21 protein-coding genes, 1 pseudogene and 3 other annotated features are annotated in these 22,320 nt (G+C 44.3%); of the genes and pseudogenes, 18 read left to right on the top strand and 4 right to left on the bottom strand.

Annotation, left to right across the window (positions count from 1 at the left end; translation table 11 throughout):
- Window positions 1-150: 150 nt before the first annotated feature.
- The 6 genes from C232_RS0106535 to C232_RS0106560 all read left to right on the top strand — a co-directional run bounded on the left by C232_RS0106535 (window position 151) and on the right by C232_RS0106560 (window position 5,633).
- A complete protein-coding gene (locus C232_RS0106535; RefSeq protein ID WP_018662553.1) occupies window positions 151-999 on the top strand; it encodes a putative sporulation protein YtxC in 849 nt (282 codons plus the stop codon).
- A gap of 72 nt (window positions 1,000-1,071) precedes the next feature.
- Window positions 1,072-1,300: a binding site (T-box leader), on the top strand.
- 41 nt (window positions 1,301-1,341) lie between these two features.
- Window positions 1,342-3,267: a threonine--tRNA ligase gene (thrS, locus tag C232_RS0106540; protein WP_018662555.1), complete on the top strand. Its 1,926-nt coding sequence runs from the start codon at window positions 1,342-1,344 to the stop codon at window positions 3,265-3,267.
- A 194-nt stretch (window positions 3,268-3,461) separates the two neighbouring features.
- Window positions 3,462-3,594, top strand: a sequence feature (ribosomal protein L20 leader region).
- Window positions 3,595-3,707: 113 nt separating this feature from the next.
- Complete coding sequence (gene infC, locus C232_RS0106545; RefSeq protein ID WP_081622736.1) at window positions 3,708-4,226, top strand: translation initiation factor IF-3; 519 nt, start codon at window positions 3,708-3,710, stop codon at window positions 4,224-4,226.
- 29 nt (window positions 4,227-4,255) lie between these two features.
- Entirely contained in the window at window positions 4,256-4,453 is a 198-nt protein-coding gene (rpmI, locus tag C232_RS0106550; RefSeq protein WP_018662559.1) for a 50S ribosomal protein L35, read from the top strand.
- A gap of 41 nt (window positions 4,454-4,494) precedes the next feature.
- Complete coding sequence (gene rplT / locus C232_RS0106555; RefSeq protein ID WP_018662562.1) at window positions 4,495-4,848, top strand: 50S ribosomal protein L20; 354 nt, start codon at window positions 4,495-4,497, stop codon at window positions 4,846-4,848.
- Between the two features lie 215 nt (window positions 4,849-5,063).
- Window positions 5,064-5,633 (top strand): TVP38/TMEM64 family protein, encoded by a 570-nt coding sequence (locus C232_RS0106560; protein WP_018662564.1) that lies wholly within the window; start codon window positions 5,064-5,066, stop codon window positions 5,631-5,633.
- Window positions 5,634-5,680: 47 nt separating this feature from the next.
- Here C232_RS0106560 and C232_RS20005 read toward each other — a convergent pair whose 3' ends face one another.
- Window positions 5,681-5,854 carry a hypothetical protein gene (locus tag C232_RS20005; RefSeq protein ID WP_018662566.1) on the bottom strand — a complete coding sequence of 58 codons (174 nt, stop codon included), beginning with the start codon at window positions 5,852-5,854 and terminating at the stop codon, window positions 5,681-5,683.
- Between the two features lie 91 nt (window positions 5,855-5,945).
- Here C232_RS20005 and C232_RS0106570 point away from each other — a divergent pair, with 91 nt between their 5' ends.
- Both C232_RS0106570 and C232_RS0106575 read left to right on the top strand, forming a co-directional pair.
- On the top strand, window positions 5,946-6,437 hold the full coding sequence (locus tag C232_RS0106570; RefSeq protein WP_018662568.1) for a dUTP diphosphatase: 492 nt from the start codon (window positions 5,946-5,948) through the stop codon (window positions 6,435-6,437).
- Between the two features lie 79 nt (window positions 6,438-6,516).
- Window positions 6,517-7,602, top strand: a complete 1,086-nt coding sequence (locus C232_RS0106575; RefSeq protein ID WP_018662570.1) for a M42 family metallopeptidase — start codon at window positions 6,517-6,519, stop codon at window positions 7,600-7,602.
- Window positions 7,603-7,831: 229 nt separating this feature from the next.
- On the opposite strand, the gene C232_RS0106585 is transcribed toward C232_RS0106575, so the two are convergent.
- Window positions 7,832-8,626: a DUF2935 domain-containing protein gene (locus C232_RS0106585; RefSeq protein WP_018662573.1), complete on the bottom strand. Its 795-nt coding sequence runs from the start codon at window positions 8,624-8,626 to the stop codon at window positions 7,832-7,834.
- A gap of 247 nt (window positions 8,627-8,873) precedes the next feature.
- Here C232_RS0106585 and C232_RS0106590 point away from each other — a divergent pair, with 247 nt between their 5' ends.
- The 5 genes from C232_RS0106590 to C232_RS0106620 all read left to right on the top strand — a co-directional run bounded on the left by C232_RS0106590 (window position 8,874) and on the right by C232_RS0106620 (window position 12,836).
- Window positions 8,874-9,278, top strand: coding sequence for a DUF5082 domain-containing protein (locus C232_RS0106590; RefSeq protein ID WP_018662575.1), 405 nt, complete (start codon window positions 8,874-8,876; stop codon window positions 9,276-9,278).
- Window positions 9,279-9,281: 3 nt separating this feature from the next.
- Window positions 9,282-9,566, top strand: a complete 285-nt coding sequence (locus C232_RS0106595; RefSeq protein WP_018662577.1) for a TIGR04197 family type VII secretion effector — start codon at window positions 9,282-9,284, stop codon at window positions 9,564-9,566.
- 27 nt (window positions 9,567-9,593) lie between these two features.
- Window positions 9,594-11,183 carry a T7SS effector LXG polymorphic toxin gene (locus C232_RS20225; protein WP_018662579.1) on the top strand — a complete coding sequence of 530 codons (1,590 nt, stop codon included), beginning with the start codon at window positions 9,594-9,596 and terminating at the stop codon, window positions 11,181-11,183.
- A gap of 752 nt (window positions 11,184-11,935) precedes the next feature.
- Window positions 11,936-12,394, top strand: coding sequence for a DUF5085 family protein (locus C232_RS0106615; RefSeq protein ID WP_018662583.1), 459 nt, complete (start codon window positions 11,936-11,938; stop codon window positions 12,392-12,394).
- A complete protein-coding gene (locus C232_RS0106620; RefSeq protein ID WP_018662586.1) occupies window positions 12,384-12,836 on the top strand; it encodes a DUF5085 family protein in 453 nt (150 codons plus the stop codon). The genes C232_RS0106615 and C232_RS0106620 overlap by 11 nt, the downstream gene beginning before the upstream one ends.
- 76 nt (window positions 12,837-12,912) lie before the next feature.
- On the opposite strand, the gene C232_RS0106625 is transcribed toward C232_RS0106620, so the two are convergent.
- Together C232_RS0106625 and sspI are read right to left on the bottom strand one after the other, a co-directional pair.
- The gene (locus tag C232_RS0106625) at window positions 12,913-14,517 is read right to left on the bottom strand and encodes a bifunctional metallophosphatase/5'-nucleotidase (protein ID WP_422723657.1); all 1,605 of its coding nucleotides are present in this window, start codon (window positions 14,515-14,517) and stop codon (window positions 12,913-12,915) included.
- A gap of 279 nt (window positions 14,518-14,796) precedes the next feature.
- Window positions 14,797-15,009, bottom strand: coding sequence for a small acid-soluble spore protein SspI (sspI, locus tag C232_RS0106630; protein WP_018662590.1), 213 nt, complete (start codon window positions 15,007-15,009; stop codon window positions 14,797-14,799).
- A 256-nt stretch (window positions 15,010-15,265) separates the two neighbouring features.
- Here sspI and tnpA point away from each other — a divergent pair.
- The 5 genes and pseudogenes from tnpA to pheT all read left to right on the top strand — a co-directional run bounded on the left by tnpA (window position 15,266) and on the right by pheT (window position 21,993).
- Window positions 15,266-15,670, top strand: a pseudogene (gene tnpA / locus C232_RS19305) (IS200/IS605 family transposase).
- 36 nt (window positions 15,671-15,706) lie between these two features.
- A complete protein-coding gene (locus tag C232_RS0106635; RefSeq protein ID WP_018662592.1) occupies window positions 15,707-17,050 on the top strand; it encodes an RNA-guided endonuclease TnpB family protein in 1,344 nt (447 codons plus the stop codon).
- A gap of 342 nt (window positions 17,051-17,392) precedes the next feature.
- On the top strand, window positions 17,393-18,160 hold the full coding sequence (locus tag C232_RS0106640) for a TrmH family RNA methyltransferase (RefSeq protein ID WP_018662594.1): 768 nt from the start codon (window positions 17,393-17,395) through the stop codon (window positions 18,158-18,160).
- 73 nt (window positions 18,161-18,233) lie between these two features.
- Window positions 18,234-18,470 (top strand) — a binding site (T-box leader).
- A gap of 50 nt (window positions 18,471-18,520) precedes the next feature.
- Window positions 18,521-19,558: a phenylalanine--tRNA ligase subunit alpha gene (gene pheS / locus C232_RS0106645; protein WP_018662596.1), complete on the top strand. Its 1,038-nt coding sequence runs from the start codon at window positions 18,521-18,523 to the stop codon at window positions 19,556-19,558.
- A 20-nt stretch (window positions 19,559-19,578) separates the two neighbouring features.
- The gene (gene pheT / locus C232_RS0106650; RefSeq protein WP_018662598.1) at window positions 19,579-21,993 is read left to right on the top strand and encodes a phenylalanine--tRNA ligase subunit beta; all 2,415 of its coding nucleotides are present in this window, start codon (window positions 19,579-19,581) and stop codon (window positions 21,991-21,993) included.
- The last annotated feature ends 327 nt before the right edge of the window (window positions 21,994-22,320 follow it).

Below are 22,320 nucleotides of genomic sequence, written 5' to 3' on the forward strand. Positions count from 1 at the left end.
CTGCAGTAAAAAAAGAGGGGCCGTGCCTTCTCTTTTTTTAGTCTAAATGGTCCAAGTCCCCCATATAAATAGGATAAAAGCATTCCCGGACATTATATTCTATTTTGTTTTCCAGAAAGAGGTATTTTCCGCATTAAGGGGGGCTGGAATTTGGAATTGATTTTTAAAGATATGGAAGACGCTTTTTGGGTAAAAAAATACTTAGAAAAAAAACAAGGGGAATCGTTGCACATTCAGGATGTCTGGCTGCAAAACCAGAAAAATTTCTGTCTGGGTGCAGCTTACGGTAAATTGGAACTGCAGCAGGCCGTCATTGATTTTATTGTGAAGAAAAAAAGAAACGAGTGGATCCGCGACAAACTGGAGAATTTATATTATTTTAAAGAGGAAGAAGAACAAAACCGTATCCTCGAAATTGTCATTGAGATGCTGAACGGGGAAAGACGGGAATTGACAGATCTGGTTGGGGAAATGAATGAACCAGAAGTCATCTCTTCAGCTGTCCGGCCTCTGTTCCGTAAGCCCGGCGCATTGTCGCTCGACTCGTTTATGACATTCCGCTTAAAATCGTATTTTGACCGTTTAGAACGTTTTATCGGCACTGCGATTGATGAGTATAAAATGGAGCAGGATTATCAGGTTTTCATTCAAAATTTGCGCGATTACTTGAAACAAAAAGTACCGAAAAAAGAAACGATCAAGCTGTGTTTCGGGGAGTACAGCAAATTTTACAATGAGCGGTTCGAGGAAATCAGCAAAGTCGAAATCGATGAACTGATAGACCGCAGGCTGCTTTCCAATCATCCGGTGTATATTGATTCAACAACCATTGCGCCGCTCTTGTCGATTTCACCCGCACGGATCGAAATTTACACGGATTTGCCGGACAGCGCACTGATCCGGACGATTTGTAATATATTTGAGGAACGTGTCTCCATTCTTAGCAAAGACCATTTTTGGGAAGCACAGGCAGCCGGAAATCATGCGGCAAATGAATAAATCCGTCCATCCTCTTGATTTTTTCATGGCAAACTCCTATAATAACTTACATATTGCGAATGTAATGAAAAAATCAATGTGATGACGAGGACAATAGTTTTCTTTACGGCCTCTTAGAGAGGAAAGCCCAGGCTGCAAGCTTTCCGGCACGATTGAAGGCTTACCGCCTCTGAACTTCAGCTGTGAACGAAAAGTAGCAGCTGGCGGACACCATTCCGTTATCAAACACCGAGCCATGCCCTGTTTGTTCAGAGCGTGGAAATTAGGGTGGAACCGCGTGTAAATCAAACTCGTCCCTTGCTTTAGAGGACGGGTTTTTATTATTTTTAAGGAGTGATACATATGTCAGATCTATTGAAAATAACCTTCCCTGACGGCGCAGTCAAGGAATTTACAAAGGGGACGACAACCGAAGGCATTGCTGCTTCAATCAGCCCGGGCTTAAAGAAAAAAGCATTGGCCGGAAAACTGAACGGGAAATTAATCGATTTGCGCACGCCGATTGAAGAGGATGGTGCAATCGAGATTGTCACACCGGACCATGAAGATGCGCTTGAAATTCTCCGCCACAGTACAGCGCATTTAATGGCGCAGGCGGTACGGCGCTTATATGGCAATGTCAAACTCGGTGTCGGCCCGGTGATCGAAAACGGCTTCTACTATGATATGGATTTAGACGTTTCGATTACACCGGAAGATTTGCCGAAAATCGAAAAAGAAATGAAGAAAATTGTCAGTGAAAATCTGGAAGTCGTCCGTAAAGTGGTATCCCGCGATGAAGCGAAGAAACGGTTTGCCGGCGATGAGTACAAGCAGGAATTAATCGGCGCGATTCCGGAAGGCGAAACGGTCACGATTTACGAGCAGGGCGAATTTTTCGATTTATGCCGCGGCGTTCATGTGCCGTCTACCGGAAAAATCAAGGAATTCAAACTGTTAAGCATTGCCGGCGCATACTGGCGCGGCAACAGCGATAACAAAATGATGCAGCGCGTATACGGCACCGCGTTCTTTAAGAAAGAAGACTTAAAGGCCCATCTGCATTTTCTTGAAGAGGCCAAAGAGCGCGACCACCGCAAAATCGGCAAAGAACTGGAACTCTTTACAAATTCGCAAAAAGTCGGGCAGGGCTTGCCGCTTTGGCTGCCAAAAGGCGCAACCATCCGCCGTACGATAGAACGCTATATTGTGGATAAGGAAGTCAAACTTGGTTATGACCATGTCTATACGCCTGTTTTGGGGAGTGTGGAACTCTACAAAACAAGCGGCCACTGGGACCACTATCATGATGATATGTTCCCGGTTATGAAAATGGACAATGAAGAACTGGTGCTGCGCCCGATGAACTGCCCGCACCATATGATGATTTACAAAAATGCGATCCACAGCTACCGCGAACTTCCGATCAGGATCGCAGAACTCGGGTTGATGCACCGCTATGAAATGTCCGGCGCCCTCTCCGGCCTGCAGCGCGTCCGCGGCATGACGTTAAACGATGCCCATATTTTCGTGCGCCCGGATCAAATTAAAGAAGAATTTAAACGCGTGGTTGAATTGATCCTGGCTGTTTATAAAGATTTTAACATTAAGGATTATTCATTCCGCTTGTCGTACCGTGATCCTGAAAACACGGACAAGTATTATGACGATGATGAAATGTGGAACAAAGCACAGTCGATGCTGAAAGAAACGATGGATGACTTCGGTTTTGATTACTATGAAGCAGAAGGCGAAGCGGCATTTTACGGCCCGAAACTGGATGTTCAGGTCCGGACGGCGCTCGGCAAAGACGAAACCTTGTCGACCGTACAGCTTGACTTCTTGCTGCCGGAACGTTTTGATTTGACTTATGTCGGAGAAGACGGCAAACCGCACCGCCCGGTTGTGATCCACCGCGGCGTTGTTTCGACAATGGAACGTTTTGTGGCTTACCTGATCGAAGAATACAAAGGCGCATTCCCGACATGGCTCGCACCTGTCCAAGTGCAGGTAATTCCGGTGTCGCCTGATGCGCATTATGACTATGCGCGCAACATCCAGGACACATTAAAAGCGGAAGGCATCCGCGCGGAACTGGACGGCCGTGGTGAAAAAATGGGGTACAAAATCCGCGAAGCCCAAGTGCAGAAAATCCCGTACGCGCTTGTTGTCGGCGACCAGGAAGTGCGCGACCATACCGTCAATGTCCGCAAATACGGCGAACAAAAATCAGAAACAGTCGCTTTTGAAAAATTCCTTGCAGGCTTAAAAGAAGAAGTAAAACGGTAAAATTGATAAAAGATCAGCCTCCATGAACGGGGGGGCTGGCTTTTTTAAAAGAATTACTTGAATTTCTTCTTCCATTTTGATAGAATACGAAAGTCGAGCTAAAAAGTGCAAACGGTATTACATCCAAGAACTGTGTCAATTGACATGTCAGCATAAATGTGATATAATAATGAAAGTGAAATTGAATATAGGTTTGTGGAAAGAAGGAGCAGCCCGCTTCTCACCTGTTGGCGCATTTGATGCAGTTGCCAGGTATTGAATCATAACATTCACGGCTATTGATACGAATGTAAGTGCGGGTTTTGATCCCCGCACTTTTTTAGTTTGCAATTGTTTATGCGTTTCCGGTAATGAACTGGGTGTTGTTTTTCGCAAACGATGTATTCAACCGCGCTCTAAATGAAAAGAGCACGTGATTGAAATAAATTTGGAGGTGGCTCATTATTAGCAAAGACATGATGGTTAACGATGGCATTCGTGCCCGCGAACTTCGCCTGATTGGCCAAAACGGCGAGCAATTGGGGGTTAAATCCCGTTACGAAGCATTGGAAATCGCAGGGCGTGCAAACCTGGATCTTGTTCTTGTAGCGCCGAACGCAAAACCGCCGGTAGCCCGGATCATGGACTACGGCAAATACCGTTTTGAACTGCAGAAAAAAGACAGGGAAGCACGCAAGAAGCAAAAAATCATCAATATGAAAGAGGTTCGTTTGAGCCCGACCATTGAAGAACATGACTTTAATACAAAACTTCGCAATGCCATTAAGTTTTTGGAAAAAGGCGATAAGGTGAAAGCATCGATCCGCTTCAAAGGCCGTGCCATTACCCACAAAGAAATCGGCCAGCGTGTGCTGGACCGCTTTGCCGAGGCATGTGCGGAAGTCAGCACAGTCGAATCCAAACCGAAAATGGACGGACGCAGCATGTTCTTAGTTTTAGCACCAAAAAACGAGAAGTAATTTGTTCGATACACAAGGAGGACTTATCCATGCCAAAAATGAAAACACACCGTGGGACTGCTAAGCGTTTTAAGAAAACAGGCTCAGGCAAATTGAAACGTTCACACGCTTACAGAAGCCACTTGTTCGCAAATAAATTAACCAAACAAAAACGTCATCTGCGCAAATCCGCGCTTGTCTCATCCAGCGACTTAAAACGCATTCGCCAAATGTTAGACAATATGTAAGACCGGACAGAATTTAGAAGCTTTAAATAGGAGGAAAAAATATGCCACGTGTAAAAGGCGGTACAGTAACCCGCAAACGTCGTAAAAAAGTTCTTAAATTAGCAAAAGGTTATTTCGGTTCAAAACATACTTTATATAAAGTTGCCAACCAGCAAGTGATGAAATCCTATATGTATGCGTATCGCGACCGCCGTCAAAAGAAACGCGATTTCCGCAAACTCTGGATCACTCGTATTAACGCAGCTGCAAGAATCAACGGCCTTTCCTACAGCCGTTTAATGCACGGCTTGAAACTTGCAGGCATTGAAGTCAACCGCAAAATGCTTGCCGACCTCGCCGTCAGCGATGCACAGGCATTTGCCGAATTGGCCAGCAAAGCAAAAGCGGCTTTATAATCAGATGGAGCTTCCCGATTGGGAGCTCTATTTTTTTACCCCCTTGGAAAAAAGGCCGCACCGGCCGCGGCTTTGTCTTATTGATCAGATGAACAGGACAATCGGGGGGGCGCCTTTAGGGCAAGCCTGAATCATGTTGCTCGGCTTGCTTCCGTTCATATTCCAACAGCAGCACACATATCTTACTGTATCAATGCAATTTGGGGAGTGTTTGAATGGAAGACCGCTTCATGATGCTTTTCTCCTTTGTTGAAATCAGTCCAGTACTCGCTCCGGCCGCCTTTATTCTTTTCCATGTTTTACGCCAATTTCTTTTTATTCCGGCCGCAATTGTCTGTATTGCCGGGGGGATTTTATTTGGAAGTCTGCTTGGCATGGTGTATTCATTAATTGGCCTTACGCTATTATGTGCATTATTTTATTTTACGATTGAAAAAATGCCACGCGTGAAACAAAGATTGTTCCATACAAAGAACCGCTTTCTCGGCCCTTATGCCAAATTGACGGTAGGGCAAATCGCGATCTTGCGCCTGATCCCATTTGTCCATTATCAATTGTTGAATTTGTGTCTACTTGAAAGGAAACCGGATTACAGCGGTTATCTTAGAAATGCGATTGTGACCAATATTCCGCTCGTCTTTTTTTATACCGTCTTCGGCGAATTTATTTCAAGGTTTACTCCGGCAATGGCAGCTATGATTCTGATCGCATTATCCGGGTTATTCTTTATCCTGCGGGAGAAAGTAACAATATTAAAGTGGAAAGAATTTTTTCCGGAAAACTAAATCAAGCGAAAGCCAGACAAAAAAAATGTCCGGCTTTCGCTTGATCCTTATAAATTTTCCGTCTGTTGTTTGATTTCGTCCTGATTTAAATGAGCATTGGCGGCTTCAAGGTTTGCGTGCTTGTCTACCGATTCACCCGGCGGATATTCATTCAAATCAGAAGCGATTGTGGCCTGCGGGGAAGCCGGAATTTCAGGAATATCTTTTCGCTTATTTGCCAATTTCAATAACCCCTTTCTTAAAAAGTTATGATTAATATGCCCTGATCAATCGCGGCTCTTTTTGTTATAATCAACCATAGGTGGTGAAAAAATGGAACTAAATGAATGGTTTTTGATCCAGAAACAGCTGGACCATTATATTGAATCAGAACACGGGCTGGAAAAAGAAGATTTATTCGAACGAAAACTGCTGGCATTGCTTGTTGAAACCGGCGAGCTGGCCAATGAAACAAGATGCTTTAAGTTTTGGAGCCAAAAAGGGCCGTCTCCGCGCGAAGTGATACTCGAAGAATTTGTTGACGGCGTGCATTTTATCCTTTCGCTCGGATTGGAACTGGGTTACGACCGGGAAGCGCTCCAACTTCAAAGCAAACAGCAGGAGAAAAATTTAACAGCGTCTTTTATTGCCGTGTACGAAGCGATTACAGCTTTAAAAGCTTCCCGCAGTTTGCCGGATTACGAAAAACTTCTGCAACAGTTTTTCAATACAGGCGCACAGCTTGGCTTTTCAATTGAAGACATCCAGAAAGCCTACATGGCCAAAAATGAGATCAACTATCAAAGGCAGCAGCAGGGATATTAGAAGGGTTTAAATTTTTTACACGTTTTGCAAATTTGATTATCATATGTTTTGTACATACAGGGACGAGGAGGAAATATCAGTGGCAAAATTAGATGAGACATTGTCCATGCTGAAAGATTTAACCGATGCAAAAGGCATAGCCGGCCATGAGGCGGAAGTGCGTGCCGTTGTCAAAAAATACATAGAGCCGTATTCCGATGAACTTGACACAGACGGCCTCGGCAGTTTAATCGCGAAAAAAACAGGACAGGCGGACGGCCCGAAAATTATGATTGCCGGCCATATGGATGAAGTTGGCTTTATGGTGACACAAATTGATGAGAAAGGCTTTCTGCGCTTCCAGACGGTCGGTGGCTGGTGGTCACAGGTGATGCTGGCCCAGCGCGTTACGGTCGTGACGGATAAGGGCGACATAACAGGTGTGATCGGTTCGAAACCGCCGCATATTTTACCGCCGGATGTACGTAAAAAGCCATACGAAATCAAGGATATGTTCATTGATATCGGTGCTGAAAGCCGTGAAGAAGCACTGGAGTGGGGCGTTAAACCGGGCGATATGGCCGTGCCTTATTTTGAATTCACTGTCATGAAAAATAAAAAAATGCTGCTGGCCAAAGCCTGGGATAACCGGATCGGCTGTGCAGTTGTGATCGATGTATTAAAAAATCTGCAAAAAGAAAACCATCCGAATATCGTTTACGGCGTGGCAAATGTCCAGGAAGAAGTGGGATTACGCGGTGCGAAAACGGCCGCCGTCAAAGTAAAACCGGATATTGCTTTTGCCCTTGATGTCGGCATTGCCGGAGATACACCGGGAATTTCCGAAAAAGAAGCGCTCAGCAAAATGGGCAAGGGCCCGCAAATTGTGATTTACGATGCTTCGATGGTGGCACATAAAGGCTTGCGCGACACAGTTGTCAAAGTTGCTGATGAATTGGGCATCCCTTACCAATTTGAATCGATTCCGGGCGGCGGGACAGATGCCGGATCCATTCATTTAACAGGCAGCGGCATTCCGTCGCTTGCCGTCACGATCGCCACCCGCTATATCCACTCGCACGCCGCAATCCTGCACCGCGACGACTACGAGAATACGGTAAAACTGATTACCGGCGTCATGAAACGGCTGGACCGCGAAACGGTGAACCATATTATTTTTGATTGAGTGACGTAAACCGGGCACTTTTGGGTGTCCGGTTTTTCGATACATGGAGGTACCTTATTGTGAACAGGCGAAAATAAACAAGCTTTTGGATTGTTCGTTCCAGGATGACTTGACTGCAAAAAAAACGGTGCGGCACTACCCATATTTTTTAAAAATCCGCCATAAAACGATGGCGGATGAGAAGGAAGTTTTCGGCAATCCATAAAAACCCCATTTTGGCGAAGCTTGATTATTCTTGTAATCTTGGTTTCGCCGGGTCGCAATTCGGCGGCTCAAGCGCTGTGGATTCTGCTAATTTATTCAAATAATAGCATTCTTCCCTCATCATATGGTCAGCCATCAACGGCGCAAAAGTCCCTAAGGCTTCCTTGCTTAGTGAATATTCCTCAAGTTCATGCAAAAAGTTCATAAAGAGCGCCATTTCAAGAGAAACATCCTGATGAAATTTCTCCAGTGCCGGGAAAGTGGTGAGTCTTGTTCGTAAAAAGCCTGCCATTTCAACTGCTTTTAAATAGAAGTCCTCAAACTCCTTTGTAAAGCCATTACTTTTTCCCTTCATTTTCTTTTCAACCCGATCAAGGTTTTCGGATATCGCCCCTGCATGGCCTGCCGCGTCCAAAAGCCAAATCAAATGATGGTGAACCTCGTGAGCAACTGGCGGAACTTCACCTTTTTTTAAATATTTGAGCAGCCGTAGATATTCTTCTAACTCATTGACCATATGATTGATAAAACTGGGTGTCAAATGAATGGTGATTTTTCCGGCCAGCTGGTTTTTAATGATATGGAGCTTTAGCTTTCTAAATTTTAATGTTTCTTTCTCCGCCTTTTGGCTTAAACGGATGGGATCGGTATTCTGAATGCTTCCAAGCAGTTGATCGAAGGTTTGGATGAAATAAACGGTTTGGTCAATTTCCTGTTTTTCCTGCGGTGCGAGTGAATCATGAAGAAAACGCGCATGATCCCCCATTATCTGAAGCCAAAAACCGTGTTCAAATTGCGCTGTCTGTTCAACATTTACCATTAAACATTCTCTCCTTTCAGGCATCTTTCTTTTCATCTTATTGATGTCTGTTGGGGATTATGATTGATGGCTGTTTCCATCCGAATCTCCCTGGCTTTAGTTTGGGACAAAAAGGAAAAATAAGTCATTTGGCTAGCCTAAAAGTCTTAATTTGCGGAAATTTATTGAAAGCCTAAGCCGGGTGATAGAAAATAGTGATACAATATACCGTTTGCATACTGGAACAAGGGGAGGCAGTGAGCGGAAAATGGATAAAGCCGAACTGATCCGCAAAAAGGCAAATATGCAGGCTTGGGCAGCTGAGACCAGACAGAATGCTGTATTGCTTGAAGAAAAAATCGAGCGGCTGCAGCGGGCGAAAAGACGAATGGAAGCAGTCATAGAAGGAGCATGGCAGCAAGAAAGGAAGGCCGCGCATATTGATTTTCATCCCCCATTTTGGAAAGGAGAAACGAAAAATAAATATATGGCCCATTTTCATGAAATGGAGTCGTCTGTACGCCAATATGTGCATCGCCTCCGAAATACGGAGGACCGGCTGGAAGAAGAAATCCGGCGCCTTTCAAATCAGCTGGACGAGGCACAAAGCAATTTATTGTATTTGCAGTCGCATATTTCTAACTTGAGCCAGGAAATTACGGAGGGGGATTAATCGATGGGAGAAATTGCGATCAATCAAACTGTCTTCCAGGCAGCGCTCAACCAGGCGGAAAGCGCCAGGTCTGCGCTTGAAGGCGTTAAGCCGGCAAAACCGGCATTGCATCAGACGGATTTGAAAAGCATGAAAGAACAGCTTGAAGTATTGGAGAATCTGCAAAAAGCGTTTGAAAAATACAGTGCGCTTCTCGACGCGGATTTGCGGAAACTGGAAAAGTTAGGGGAAGAGATGGTCCAGCGGGATGAAAGCATCGGCCATTCTTTTCAAAAGCCTAAAGATTAAGAAGGGGAAAGGGTTGAAAGTTGCAGTATGAAAGTTGAATTTGAAGAACTGCTGAATCTGCAAAAAGAAATCAACCGAAGCACAAAAGAAATGGCGGCAAGGCTTGAAACCGTAAGACAGAAGACGAACGCGATCAGCAGGCTGAATTCTTTTAAGGGGAAAGCGGCAGATTCAGCAAAACATTATTTCCATACTACTCACGGTGAAACGATTGAGGCCCTGGCAGCAGCGGCTCAAAAAGTTCAGCACCGGTACAACCGGATCGTTTCCGAATTTGAAGGGTCAGTGGATGGCTCATCGGGTGCGGTATTGCACTCGGATTATTTACATGACCTCAATCAAAAAACGCGAACATTGAGAAATCAACTGCTGGATATCCACCATGAAGGTGCCCAGGTTTTGCACAGCGTTTCGGATATCGTCTCCATTCAGGCGCCTGACTTAGGCCATTTTACAGCAACTGCTGAAACTTCACGAAAATTTGCCGATGAAGTGAACGAAAAACTCCACGCCTTTGACAGCAAAGCCCTGCAAATCGTCGAAGAAAGCCGCCACGATGTGGACAGGGTGATGAAGAAACTGAAGGAGGCCGGGGAAAAGAGCTTGACTGGGGGCGGAAGCAGCGACCAGCAATTGAAGAAATCTGAAACAGATGATGAGTCGATTAGTAAAACAAAATTGTTTATTTTGATGACTGAGGCATATAAAACATACAAAGATGTGAGCAAAAATTTAAAAAAAGCGGATAAGGTGACAATGAATGCTGCAAAAATCATTGTTGAGTCTATGCTATCACCGCAAGCGAAAAGAAGGATTGCAAGGGGGGATATTAGCGGCCTCACTAAAGAGCAATTAAGAAAGTATAATAATATTCTCTCTTTTAACTTGTTTAGGATCAAAGACAAAGCAATTATAGACCATATCAGAAAGTTTAAGGTGAACTCTTTTATAAGAGAAAACTTAGCAGAGTTGGCTGACAGCCTCGAAACTTTTGGAAAAGAGCGTGGAAAACTCGCATTACAAAAAGAGTTTACCAAACTATACGGTCTCGAAAAATATAAAGAATTCAATAAGTTAAGCCCTAAGAAAATGGCAACTAAGTTTGTAAAAGATTTTAATGATGAATTAGTCGGGAAAAAAATAACTAATGTCAAGAAAACAATTAAATTTATTCCTGAATGGAAAAATCCAAAGCTTGCTTATAAAAAAATCGTTGACAATTTTAATGAAAGTACAAAAGGCCTTAACAAAATAGGAAAAACAATAAGCGCCTTGGATAAAGGACTGGGGCCACTAAATTTATCACTTTCCGCGGTCGATAATTATAAAAAGTATAAAGGAGACACACAAAAGATTGTGGTTGGAACAGCTGTTGATGGAGTTTTTACTGCAGGTGTGACGACGACAAGCCAATATATTGGAGGTGCACTTGGAAGTGTATTTGTACCACCAATCGGTACTGTTGTAGGGATTGCAGCAGGAACAATGGTAGGCTTTGCTGTAAATAAGAAATTTGGAAAACCGCCCAAAAGTGTTGTTGATCGAACAAAAGATTTAGCAAACCAAGGAGTAGATGAGGTGCAGTCAGTGGCAAAAAAAATAGTAAAGTTTTTTTAAAAAATCGGGGTGAGAACATGGAAAAACTATCTGAAGAAAAGTTTTTTTTAATACTAAACGCTGATAGCAAAAGCGGTTTGCTAACTTTTCAGGATTTACGCAAGTTTTTAAGAATATGGTTTCTTTATTCCTTAATCATGATAGGGATCGCTTTTGCAGTTGTAAGTGCTGGCAATATTGGATGGGAAAATCTTTCTTCTTTCTGGCAATGGGTTTTTCGACTGGAATTCCTATTTTTCATCGTACATGCGCTTATGATTCTTATTTGCCTGCCGAACCGGCCTTACAGCTGGAGGTTAACCAGTATTGCAGTTGCCTTTTTTATGTATAAGGCTGCATTTGATCCATTTGTCTTGTTTATGATGTTTGCGAAAGATGGGCACATCTATGATTCATATGTTCAGACTGCCCTTTACGGGATAATCACTTGTGTTATTTTCCACATCATTTTTCTATATTTCTGGATCAGAAAAAGAAGAAATTTACGGCAAATAAACAAACCGGATATAAAAACTTATCATAAGGAAATGGGCGCTTCTGTGACCGGCTTTTTTGTTGTGCTGGTTTCAATTATCACCCGTCATTACCTGCAGGGAGAGGCAGGAATGTTATTCTTTTTCGCTTTAATTCTTTTTATTTGTGCCGGGTTATTAATGGGCGTTTGCCAATTTGTTCTCATCGCTTGCAGAACTATCCGTATCCCGTCATTTATCAATCTGTCAGCTTAAAATGAATAAAAAAGGAGACTGAATATGATCGTCCGCGAATCATCACTCATTATTCAAAATGTCATCTGCGTGGAAGAAGTGATCCCGCATGATGAGTGGTATGTGCCGGCATTGAGCTTGCGCATGAACCTGGTCAATGAGGATATTTATTATACAAGCCCGGTTATTTTTACCATTGAAGAAATGGAAAATGAGCCGTCTTTCGGGAAATATACGTATTACATCGGCCTCAATGGGCAGGTGGAAGTGCCGGAAGATGCTTTTTACGAACAGCTTGATTACCTGGAAATCATGCCGGCGATCTATGTGCGCTGCCCGGAAGTCGATGAGATTGAGGATGCGTACATGCTGTTAAGGGGTTATGCCGCGCGGAACGGGCTGGAAATCCAGGAGCCGTTTTACCACGTGTGCCTTGATGTGTTTGATGATGTGATGATGGATATTTATGCCAGGGTCAAGGAAGTGCCATCTGATGGTCGTTGAATATGAAACGATTGCTTATCGGAATGTGGTCTGGCATACATACGATATCCATGTCAGCCAGTTTGAAATGGCACTGGAAGATTTCAATGAAAAACTTACAGCTGCGCATCTTACGGTGAAAGGACCGTTGTTTTATGTGCTCTATAATATCCCGTTTGATGAAAGAATGCTGATCGACATCTATATGCCGGTTGAGCAGTCCAATATACCGAAAGATTCGGACCTTACATTCCAAAGTTATTTTTACATTGATCAAATGCTGATGACACGGGTAAAGGGGCAGTTTGCGTCCGATACAGAAAAAGCTTACGATGAATTGTTCCGGCATGTAATAGAAAATGATGAAAAAATCTCCTCTCCCATCTTCCACATTTTGCGCGGGGATGAGGAAATCCAGTGGGTGGAGATCAAAATCAAGGTATTTAAAGAAGAAGAAGCATAGAGCGGGTCTTTCTGCGCAATCCTATTTGCTATAATAAAAAAGGGATGCAGCCTGAAAAGCTTGCATCCCTTTTCTATTATTCCGTTTGAATTCTTCCTTCAATTTGCGCTGTGACATTCCCGAGCTTTTTGACATAATGAACCAATGCATCCAGGTCAACCGGCCCGGTTTCACGGTTTGTGCCTCCGGTAAAGGCGGTAAAGCCGTCTCCGCCTTCAGCAAGGAAATTATTAAGCGTAATGGTATACGCCTGATTCAAGTCGAGCGGTGTTCCGTCCGGCAGCGTCAACTCACGGATACGATCTCCGGCTGCAGCATCCGGATCCCAGGTGTAATGAAAACCGGAAATCTGCAGCATCCGTGCATAGCTGCCGTTCCATTGCTGATTGAGGGCGGCTTTGATCTGCGCTCCTGTCAGAGACATTTTCACGAGCTGGTTGTTAAATGGCTGGATTGTGTACAGTTCGCCCCACGTAATATCGCTCGCGTTGAGGTCGGCGCGGATCCCGCCCGGATTTGTGATCGCAAAATCCGTCCCCATTTCAGCACGCTGGGCATCCGCAATCAGATTGCCGAGCGCCGATTCACCGGCCGTACTCTGGTTACGGGTAATGGCCGTGTCCGTATGCCCGACGACTTCATTTATCAGCGGGCCAACCTGTTTTTCATAGTCTGAGATCATGCTGCTGATAACAGGATCAGGCTGGATGCCGTCATGGTATGGGGTGATGATTTTGGCTTCTTTTTTGACAATATCTTTTTTGCGCGGATCAATCTTGATATCGACATCCGAAAAAGCAGTCCCGTATGAGTATGATTGGACGATCAATTTGCCGTCAACAACGGTGTTCGTATAAGCGTGGTTGTCGGCACCGTACAGGATATCCACATCATCGTTTACTTTTTTGGCAATGTCTACAAGGTCACCGGATGCGTTCGAACCGTCTGTGTCCGAATAAGAAGGCACATGCGCCAGGACAATGATCGAATGAATGCCTTTTTTTCGCAGTTCAGCCGCTGCTTTGTTGATGGATTCCGCCTCATCCAGAAATGCGACATCCTTCACACCGCTTGGCAAGACGACTTCAGGTGTTCTTTTGGTGACAACGCCGATAAAGCCGATTTTCTGCCCGTTTACTTTCTTAATCACATATGGCGGAAGTACCGGTTTCTCCGTGTCTTTGTAAACGACATTGGCTGCCACGTACGGGAAATTGGCGCCTTCAAAATCCCCGGTTTTTTCACTGTATCCGCCGTTAATTAAGCGCAGCATTTCTGCCGTACCTTCATCAAATTCATGATTGCCGACTGTGGCGACATCAAATCCGATTTGGTTCATAACTTCAATCGTAGGCTCGTCCTGTAAAAGAGCTGAAACCGGCGGACTGGCACCAACCTGGTCGCCAACGCTGACGAGCAGCGTATTCTTATTTTTTTTCTCATACTGTTTCAAATACGCTGCCAAATAATCCGCACGCCCAACATCTTTTCCCCCGACCTTTCTTGTAACATCGAGCTGCCCGTGAAAATCATTGATGCCAAGCAGCTGGACGGAAATGTCCGCATGATGGTTTGAGCCATCTTTTTTTCCGTATGCCGGCTGTTTTGCGAGCGCAGCGGAGTTCGAAATCCCCAAAAACAGCAGCAACGCGGCAAAACCTGTGAATATGCGCTTGTACAGCATCTTTTCCCCTCCCATATATGTTTCTTTCAGGAAAAGTATACCAAAAATAAGAGGGGAAATATTTTAATTGTTTGTAAAGATAGAAAATTAGGGAATGGGTCATAGTGCTTACGAAACATCATTTGGGAAATTAAGGAAAACATTCATAAATCACCGTCTAAAAGCGCCAACTTATGAAAAAATATCGAGAGCCAGTGGTGGATATTAGAAAATAGGGCAGGGAAATGTTTTAACGGGGAGACATAAAAAAGAGCGGTAAACTCCCGCTCCTTAACCTTATGCCTGTTTCAACCCTTGCTCGAGCGTCTCAAGCATCATTTTCTGCTTACCCGCATCGGCATGGTTCCAAATCACTTCAAACAAAACCCCGAGGCCTGGCAGCATTTTTTCCTCGCCTCTTTGAATGGCGTCAACAATTGTGTCCTTCAATTGTTCCTGCGTATCTTCATACACATTATGGATAACAGCTTTTCGCAAATTTAAGTCCACAGCGGTACACTCCTTTAATCCTTTTTCAAGGATAGCATTTCACATCCCTGCCATTTTTATTCCTTTCGGCAAGAAGACTTCATCTGATTTGTGTTACGGGCGTAAGCCAGCAATTCAGGTGGAAATGAATTGCCGTCAGCCGATAGGCTGAACGCTTTTGCTTGTATTCTATAAAATATCTCCCTATCTCAAGGATAATCATTAGCTATATTTCTTGCCTTAAGATTAATTAGTCGTATATAGAAAGTGTATTGATATTATAAGCAAATTAGATAATAATAATCATTCAGTGTTCTTGCTCTATTACCATTTGGTTTTGGTTATTAAATACCGTAAAAAAGTGTTAAACAATGAGAGTTCGGATTATCTGAAAGAGCACTTCATTCGATTGCTTGAACCAAAAGGAATTACTGTAGAAGAATGGAATCACGATGGAGACCACGTTCATATTTTGTTTCGTCCAGTTCCAAATATCAACTTGTCAAAAGCAATAAACAGCTACAAAAGCGTTAGTTCTCGTTTTGTAAAACGTGATTTTTCACAAATAAAATGATATCTTTGGAAAGAGATGTTTTGGTCTCGAAGTTATTGTCTTCTAACAACAGGTAGTGCACCGATTGAAACAATTCGCAAATACATTGAGACTCAAGGAATGAATTAATCTCGATAAAAATCAACTAGAAAGGTGGTGAAAATAATGGCCAAAAAGAAATCTGTTAATGTATTACGGAAACAAAAGAAAAGTGAAAACATTCAACGGTTCACTCAAAAACAAAATATTGGAAGAGCTAGCCTAACGGCTAAAGAATTTCGCCTGCTTCAGCGCATGTCGCATAGCTCTAAAGCTTTGCGAAATGTTGGATTGTATGCCATTAAACAAAGCTATTTGAACACCAATAAGATGGCAACAGTAAAAGAAGTAGATGCTGCCATGCAAGCTGATGTGAACTATTGGGGTGTTCAGTCAAACTCGGTTCAAGCTATTCGTAGAACTCTGTATGCAGAAGCGAAGAGTTTTTTTAAAGCGTTAGAGCAGTGGACGAAGAACCCTGAAAAATTCACAGGACGACCTAAGTTTCCAAAGTATTCTGGTTCTACTGAAAAACGCATTATTGAAATATACCAAGTTCCAAAAGTAGATGACGACGGAAACTGGTCTATTCCTATGAATGTTGAATTCAGAAAAAAGTTTGGTTCTATTAAAGTTCGTATGCCTAAAAATTTGCTAAACAAAAAAATCTCCTACATTGAAATTGTACCCAAACAAAAAGGTCGGTTCTTCGAGGTACATTACACTTATGAAGTGCAAAAACCTCAAATGAAAAAGCAACCAACGACCACAGTTAATGTTTTGAGTTGTGATTTGGGTGTAGATAGATTATTAAGTTGTGCAACAAATGAGGGTGATACGTTCTTAATTGATGGTAAAAAATTAAAATCTATAAACCAATACTTTAATAAAATGATTAGTAACCTACAACAAAAAAATATCGAAAATGGACTTTCAAAACGTGTCATTACGAATTCTGTAGCTGAGCTTTGGAACAAACGTGAAAGTCAAATTAGCGGTTATTTTTCACAAACCGTAGGTTTGTTGTTTAAAAAAGTAAAAGAATTTAATATCGATACCATTGTTGTCGGTTATAATGCCGGTTGGAAACAAAAATCCAATTTGGGGAAAAAGAACAATCAACAATTTGTTCAAATCCCTTTTCAAAAGTTGATTTCTGCCATCGAAAATAAATGTTTAAAAGAAGGGATTCGTTTTTTGAAACAGGAAGAAAGTTATACTTCTAAGGCTAGTTTCCTGGACAGAGATACAATTCCTGTATGGTCTAAGGATGATAAAACTAGCTATCGTTTCAGTGGCAAGCGAATCACCCGTGGTCTGTATCAAAGTAAAACAGGGAGATGTATCCATGCGGATATTAATGGTGCATTGAATACTCTGCAAAAATCAAAAGTCGTAAAATTGGATGAAAACCTCAAAATAAAAACTCCAATCCTATTAGAAGTTCAAAAACGTAAGGCTGTTGCCTAGCGCATAGCTTAGTGGGTGTGTCAACCATCCATGTGTACTTGGCTTTTTGCCGGGGCTTGTAGCACACGCCGGAGCAATCTGAGTGGTGACTTCTTCCGCAAGGAAGAACTGTTCGAAAGGATGGTGCAAGTGGGAAAACGATAGTTCGTTGCAAGTACCAACCAAAAACTTACTTGGGGTGTTACCGTAATGTGGCATGAATTTTAGAGCGTCAAACAGTCTAGCAATAGGCGAGAAGACCTGGAATTCTAACTCAAGCCCCCACTGAAAAGATTCACCTCAGTGGAGGTAGTTGACGTATACTAATTTAAAGCTAAAACTTTGATGCGAGGAGAAAATGTTGTGAAATTCATCCAATCCATGCAAAACCCGCAAGTGAAACACTGGAAAAAACTTACCGCCAAAAAAGAACGCGAAAAAACGTATACCTATCTGTTAGAAGGCTTTCATTTGGTCGAAGAAGCGCTGAAAGAAAAAGAAGGAATCCTTGAAATCATTATTGAAGAAAATGTAAAAATTCCGGAAAGCTGGGATTTAGAGGGCGTGCCTGTTACAACGGTTACGCAGGAAATCAGCAAAGCCCTGGCCGATACGGAAACAAGCCAAGGTATTTTTGCTGTGTGCCGGATGAAAAAACAGCCGTCTAAAATCATTGGAAAACGCTATTTGCTCATAGATGCGGTCCAGGATCCCGGCAATATTGGCACGATGATCCGCACAGCAGATGCCGCAGGATTTGATGCAGTGATTTTAGGAAAAGGCTGTGCTGACGCCTATAGTCCGAAAGTCCTGCGCGCCGCCCAAGGCAGCCATTTGCATGTCGGTCTGTTAAAAGGCGATCTCAATATGTGGATCGAAAAACTGAAAGAAGCGGCGGTCCCGGTATACGGCACTGCGCTTGAAGGCGGCGTATCCTATCAGCAGGTTACCCCTGGCGATTCCTTTGCGATTCTCGTTGGAAATGAAGGGAGCGGGGTGAACCCTGATTTTCTCGCCCAGACGGAGCAGAACCTGTACATTCCGATTTTTGGAAAAAGCGAATCCTTGAATGTAGCCGTTGCAGCCGGGATTATCATGTATGATTTTCAAATGGGCACACTAAAAGGGTAATACGTTCATAAAATATTGAAATTTGTTTGAAATCCTGTGCAGAACCGTCTATAATAAAAATAATTGAAAAATGTTAAAAACAATGACAGGGAAAAGTAGCTTTACGCCCGCCATGCAGGGAGAAAATGCCGCTGACTGGAAGCATTTTTATGGGGAAATAAAGCGAAGTTCACCCCTTGAGTTGCCGCTTGGACCATTGCTAATCAAATGTAAAGGCGGAACGGTTGAAAGCCGTTATCCAAATGAAGTGAACATATTTTTATGATGTTAATTAGGGTGGTACCGCGATACATACAACCTCGTCCCTTTCCAAGGAGACGGGGTTTTTTTTACGCCCAAAAAATGAAGGAGGCTTTTCATATGGAAGAAAGATTAAAGGAACTGCAAACAGAAGCCCTTGCCAAAATCGAAACGGCAGCCGATTTAAAAGCGTTGAATGAAATCCGCGTTGCTTATCTCGGCAAAAAGGGCCCGATTACGGAAGTGCTGCGCGGAATGGGTAAATTATCGGCGGAAGAACGGCCAAAAATGGGTGCGCTCGCCAATAAAGTAAGAGCCGCGATCCAAACAGGCATTGAACACAAACAAGCTGCATTGGAACAAATTGCTGTTGAAAAACAACTGGCAGCCGAAAAAATTGATGTCACACTTCCGGGACGCCCGGTGAAAGCAGGCAGCCACCATCCGCTAACCAAAGTCATTGAGGAAATCGAAGACTTATTTATCGGGATGGGCTATAAAATTGCCGAAGGGCCGGAAGTTGAAACCGATTATTATAATTTCGAAGCGCTGAACCTGCCGAAAGGGCACCCGGCGCGCGATATGCAGGATACATTTTATATTACAGAGGAACTTTTGCTCAGAACCCATACCTCGCCAAACCAGGCGCGGACGCTTGAAAAGCACAAAGGCAAGGGCCCCGTAAAAATCATCTGCCCCGGAAAAGTATACCGCCGCGACAATGACGATGCGACACACTCGCACCAATTCATGCAAATTGAAGGCCTCGTTGTTGACGAACATATTACCATGGCCGATTTAAAAGGCACATTAGAAGTGTTTGCAAAAAAAATGTTTGGCGAAGACCGCGATATCCGTCTGCGCCCGAGTTTTTTCCCGTTCACAGAACCGTCTGTTGAACTGGATATTTCCTGTAAAATGTGTGGCGGACATGGCTGCCATGTTTGCAAAGGTACAGGTTGGATCGAAATTTTAGGGGCCGGCATGGTACACCCGCGCGTTTTAACAATGGGCGGATTTGATGCAGACAAATATACAGGTTTTGCATTCGGAATGGGCCCGGAACGGATCGCAATGCTCAAATACGGCGTTGACGATATCCGCCATTTCTATACCAATGATATTCGTTTCATACAACAATTTTCCGTACAAGAATAGGGATTAGGAGGGTTACGTCCATGTATGTTTCATATAAATGGCTGCAGGAATATGTAGAGTTAGGCGGCATTTCCCCGGAGGATTTAGCTGAAAAAATCACACGAACCGGAATTGAAGTCGAAAGCGTTGAATTTAAAGGAGAAGGTATTAAAAATGTGGTTGTCGGCCATGTACTCGAAAAAGAGCAGCATCCGAACGCTGATAAATTGAATATATGCCGTGTTGATATCGGGGAAGAGGCTCCGGTGCAAATCATCTGCGGGGCGCCGAATGTTGCCAAAGGCCAGAAAGTGGCGGTTGCCAAACCGGGCGCCTGGCTGCCGGGCCACGTAAAAATTAAACGCTCTAAACTGCGTGGAGAAGAATCAAACGGCATGATCTGCTCACTTCAGGAACTTGGCGTTGAAAGCAAGCTTGTACAAAAAGAATACGCAAACGGGATTTTCGTTTTCCCAAGCGATGCCGAACCCGGCCAGGATGCATTGCCTTTACTTGGTTTAGACGACACTATCATCGAACTCGGTCTTACGCCGAACCGCGCCGACTGTCAAAGTATGCTCGGGGTTGCGTATGAAGTCGCAGCAATTCTCGGTAAAGATGTGAAGCTGCCGGAAACGGATGTCCGGGAAGTTGCAGATCAGGCGGAAGATATGATTTCCGTTCGTGTCGATGCGAAGAAAGCAGCGCCGCTATATACGTTAAAAGTCATCCGCAATGTCAAAATCGGCCCGTCGCCGCTTTGGATGCAGGCAAGGCTGATGGCTGAAGGGATTCGCCCGCACAATAATGTGGTCGATATCACGAACTATATTTTACTCGAATACGGCCAGCCGCTCCACGCGTTTGATTACGACCGCCTCGGTTCAAAAGAAATTGTTGTCCGCATGGCACGTGAAGGAGAAAAAATGGTGACATTAGACGACCAGGAGCGCATGTTAAAATCCAGCCACCTGGTGATTACCAATGGCACCGAACCGGTCGCAATGGCCGGCGTCATGGGCGGCGCCAATTCAGAAGTGTCTGACAGCACAACAACCGTGCTGCTCGAATCTGCTTATTTTGACGGCTTAACAATCCGCGGCGCTTCGAAAGACCACGGTTTGCGCAGTGAAGCAAGTGCCCGCTATGAAAGAGGGATTGACCCAAACCGCGTGCATCCTGCAGCTGAACGCGCCGCCGCTTTAATGGCAAGGTATGCGGGCGGGGAAGTACTCTCCGGAACGGTTGAAGTCAATAACCTGCAGATAGAGCCGGCCGTTATCACGATTACTTTGGGAAAAATAAACCGCGTCCTCGGCACCCGGATTACAGAAGAAGAGGTGCTTGATATATTCAAACGCCTGCAATTTGATGCCTCATATGAGAACGGGCAATTTACAGTTGTTGTACCGACCCGCCGTGGCGATATTACGATTGAAGAAGACTTAATTGAAGAAGTGGTCCGCCTGTACGGTTATGACCGGCTGCCGCTAACATTGCCGGCAGGGGCAGGTACGAAAGGCGGCTTGACGGAAATCCAGCAAAAGCGCCGCGTAACAAAGCAGTTCATGGAAGCGGCAGGCTTGTTTCAGGCTGTCACTTACTCGTTAACGAGCGAAGACAAGGCGCAGCAGTATGCACTTGAAAAGCGCGAACCTGTCCGGCTTGCGATGCCGATGAGCGAAGAAAGAAGTGTCTTGCGCTTAAGCATTTTGCCCCATTTGCTGGAATCGGTCGCGTATAATGTTGCCCGCAAAAACGACTCGGTTGCGCTCTATGAAGTCGGTACAATATTTTTGAAAAGGCAGGACGGAAAACAGCCTGAAGAACAGGAGCATCTTGCCGGTGCCATTACCGGCCTTTGGGAAGCAAACCTTTGGCAGGGCGAAAAGAAAGCGGTGGATTTCTTTGTCGCAAAAGGTATTTTGGAAGGATTCTTTGAAAAACTTGGTGTCGCTGAGGCCGTTTCTTACCGGGCGCAAGCGATCGACGGCCTGCATCCGGGAAGGACGGCGGAAATTCTGCTTGCTGGCAGTGTGATCGGCTTTGTAGGCCAGGTTCACCCGAATGTGCAAAAAGAACTGGATATGAAAGAAACCTATGTATTCGAATTGAATCTTGAACCGGTTTATGATTATCCGGCTGAACCGGTCCAATACCGGCCAATCCCGCGTTTCCCGGCTGTTACGCGCGATATTGCACTGGTTGTGGACCGCGATGTAGAAGCAGGAAAGCTGCAGGCAATCATCGAAGAAGCCGGCGGAGCCTTGCTGAAATCCGTTTCCATTTTCGACTTGTACGAAGGCGAACATATGGAACCGGGTAAAAAATCGCTTGCCTTCTCACTGACATACTTTGATCCGGAACGCACCTTAACGGATGAAGAAGTCGTCGCACAGCATGATAAAGTGCTCACAGCTGTGAAAGAAAAGGCCGGTGCGGAGTTAAGGGGATAAGAACCGTTGTTAAAAAAGGAGGAATCGCAGGGATTCCTCCTTTTTGCTTGTGCGCCGTGCATGGCGATTCGCTTGGCGGTGAAAGTCCGCTATGGGGGTAGATAGCAACCAACCATTAGCCAAAAGCAAAGGTGTCCATCGTGAGGTGGAATCTGAAGGAAGCCGGAGGCAAAATTCTGACCCGAGGAACACGAACATCATCAGGCGTTCTTTCACAGGGTGAGACTGCAAGACAAGTCAAAGCCCAAAAGCTATCCGGATGTGAAAGCGTAAATGGTGCGGGTGCATGGAATGAAAGTGAATCGCCTTACCACGGGAGGTCTCACG

Origin of the sequence: Heyndrickxia acidiproducens DSM 23148 (genome assembly GCF_000374345.1) — a bacterium.
GTDB lineage: Bacteria > Bacillota > Bacilli > Bacillales > Bacillaceae_C > Weizmannia > Weizmannia acidiproducens.

What these genes read in the sequence shown, in the direction of transcription:
- C232_RS0106590 (WP_018662575.1), top strand. Translation starts at nt 8,874, where the DNA reads ATGGATAAAGCCGAACTGATCCGCAAAAAGGCAAATATGCAGGCTTGG.
- C232_RS0106560 (WP_018662564.1), top strand. Translation starts at nt 5,064, where the DNA reads ATGGAAGACCGCTTCATGATGCTTTTCTCCTTTGTTGAAATCAGTCCA.
- pheT (WP_018662598.1), top strand. Translation starts at nt 19,579, where the DNA reads ATGTATGTTTCATATAAATGGCTGCAGGAATATGTAGAGTTAGGCGGC.
- C232_RS0106620 (WP_018662586.1), top strand. Translation starts at nt 12,384, where the DNA reads ATGGTCGTTGAATATGAAACGATTGCTTATCGGAATGTGGTCTGGCAT.
- rplT (WP_018662562.1), top strand. Translation starts at nt 4,495, where the DNA reads ATGCCACGTGTAAAAGGCGGTACAGTAACCCGCAAACGTCGTAAAAAA.
- C232_RS20225 (WP_018662579.1), top strand. Translation starts at nt 9,594, where the DNA reads ATGAAAGTTGAATTTGAAGAACTGCTGAATCTGCAAAAAGAAATCAAC.
- C232_RS0106635 (WP_018662592.1), top strand. Translation starts at nt 15,707, where the DNA reads ATGGCCAAAAAGAAATCTGTTAATGTATTACGGAAACAAAAGAAAAGT.
- C232_RS0106585 (WP_018662573.1), bottom strand. Translation starts at nt 8,626, where the DNA reads ATGGTAAATGTTGAACAGACAGCGCAATTTGAACACGGTTTTTGGCTT.
- thrS (WP_018662555.1), top strand. Translation starts at nt 1,342, where the DNA reads ATGTCAGATCTATTGAAAATAACCTTCCCTGACGGCGCAGTCAAGGAA.
- C232_RS0106570 (WP_018662568.1), top strand. Translation starts at nt 5,946, where the DNA reads ATGGAACTAAATGAATGGTTTTTGATCCAGAAACAGCTGGACCATTAT.
- rpmI (WP_018662559.1), top strand. Translation starts at nt 4,256, where the DNA reads ATGCCAAAAATGAAAACACACCGTGGGACTGCTAAGCGTTTTAAGAAA.
- C232_RS0106615 (WP_018662583.1), top strand. Translation starts at nt 11,936, where the DNA reads ATGATCGTCCGCGAATCATCACTCATTATTCAAAATGTCATCTGCGTG.
- pheS (WP_018662596.1), top strand. Translation starts at nt 18,521, where the DNA reads ATGGAAGAAAGATTAAAGGAACTGCAAACAGAAGCCCTTGCCAAAATC.
- C232_RS0106595 (WP_018662577.1), top strand. Translation starts at nt 9,282, where the DNA reads ATGGGAGAAATTGCGATCAATCAAACTGTCTTCCAGGCAGCGCTCAAC.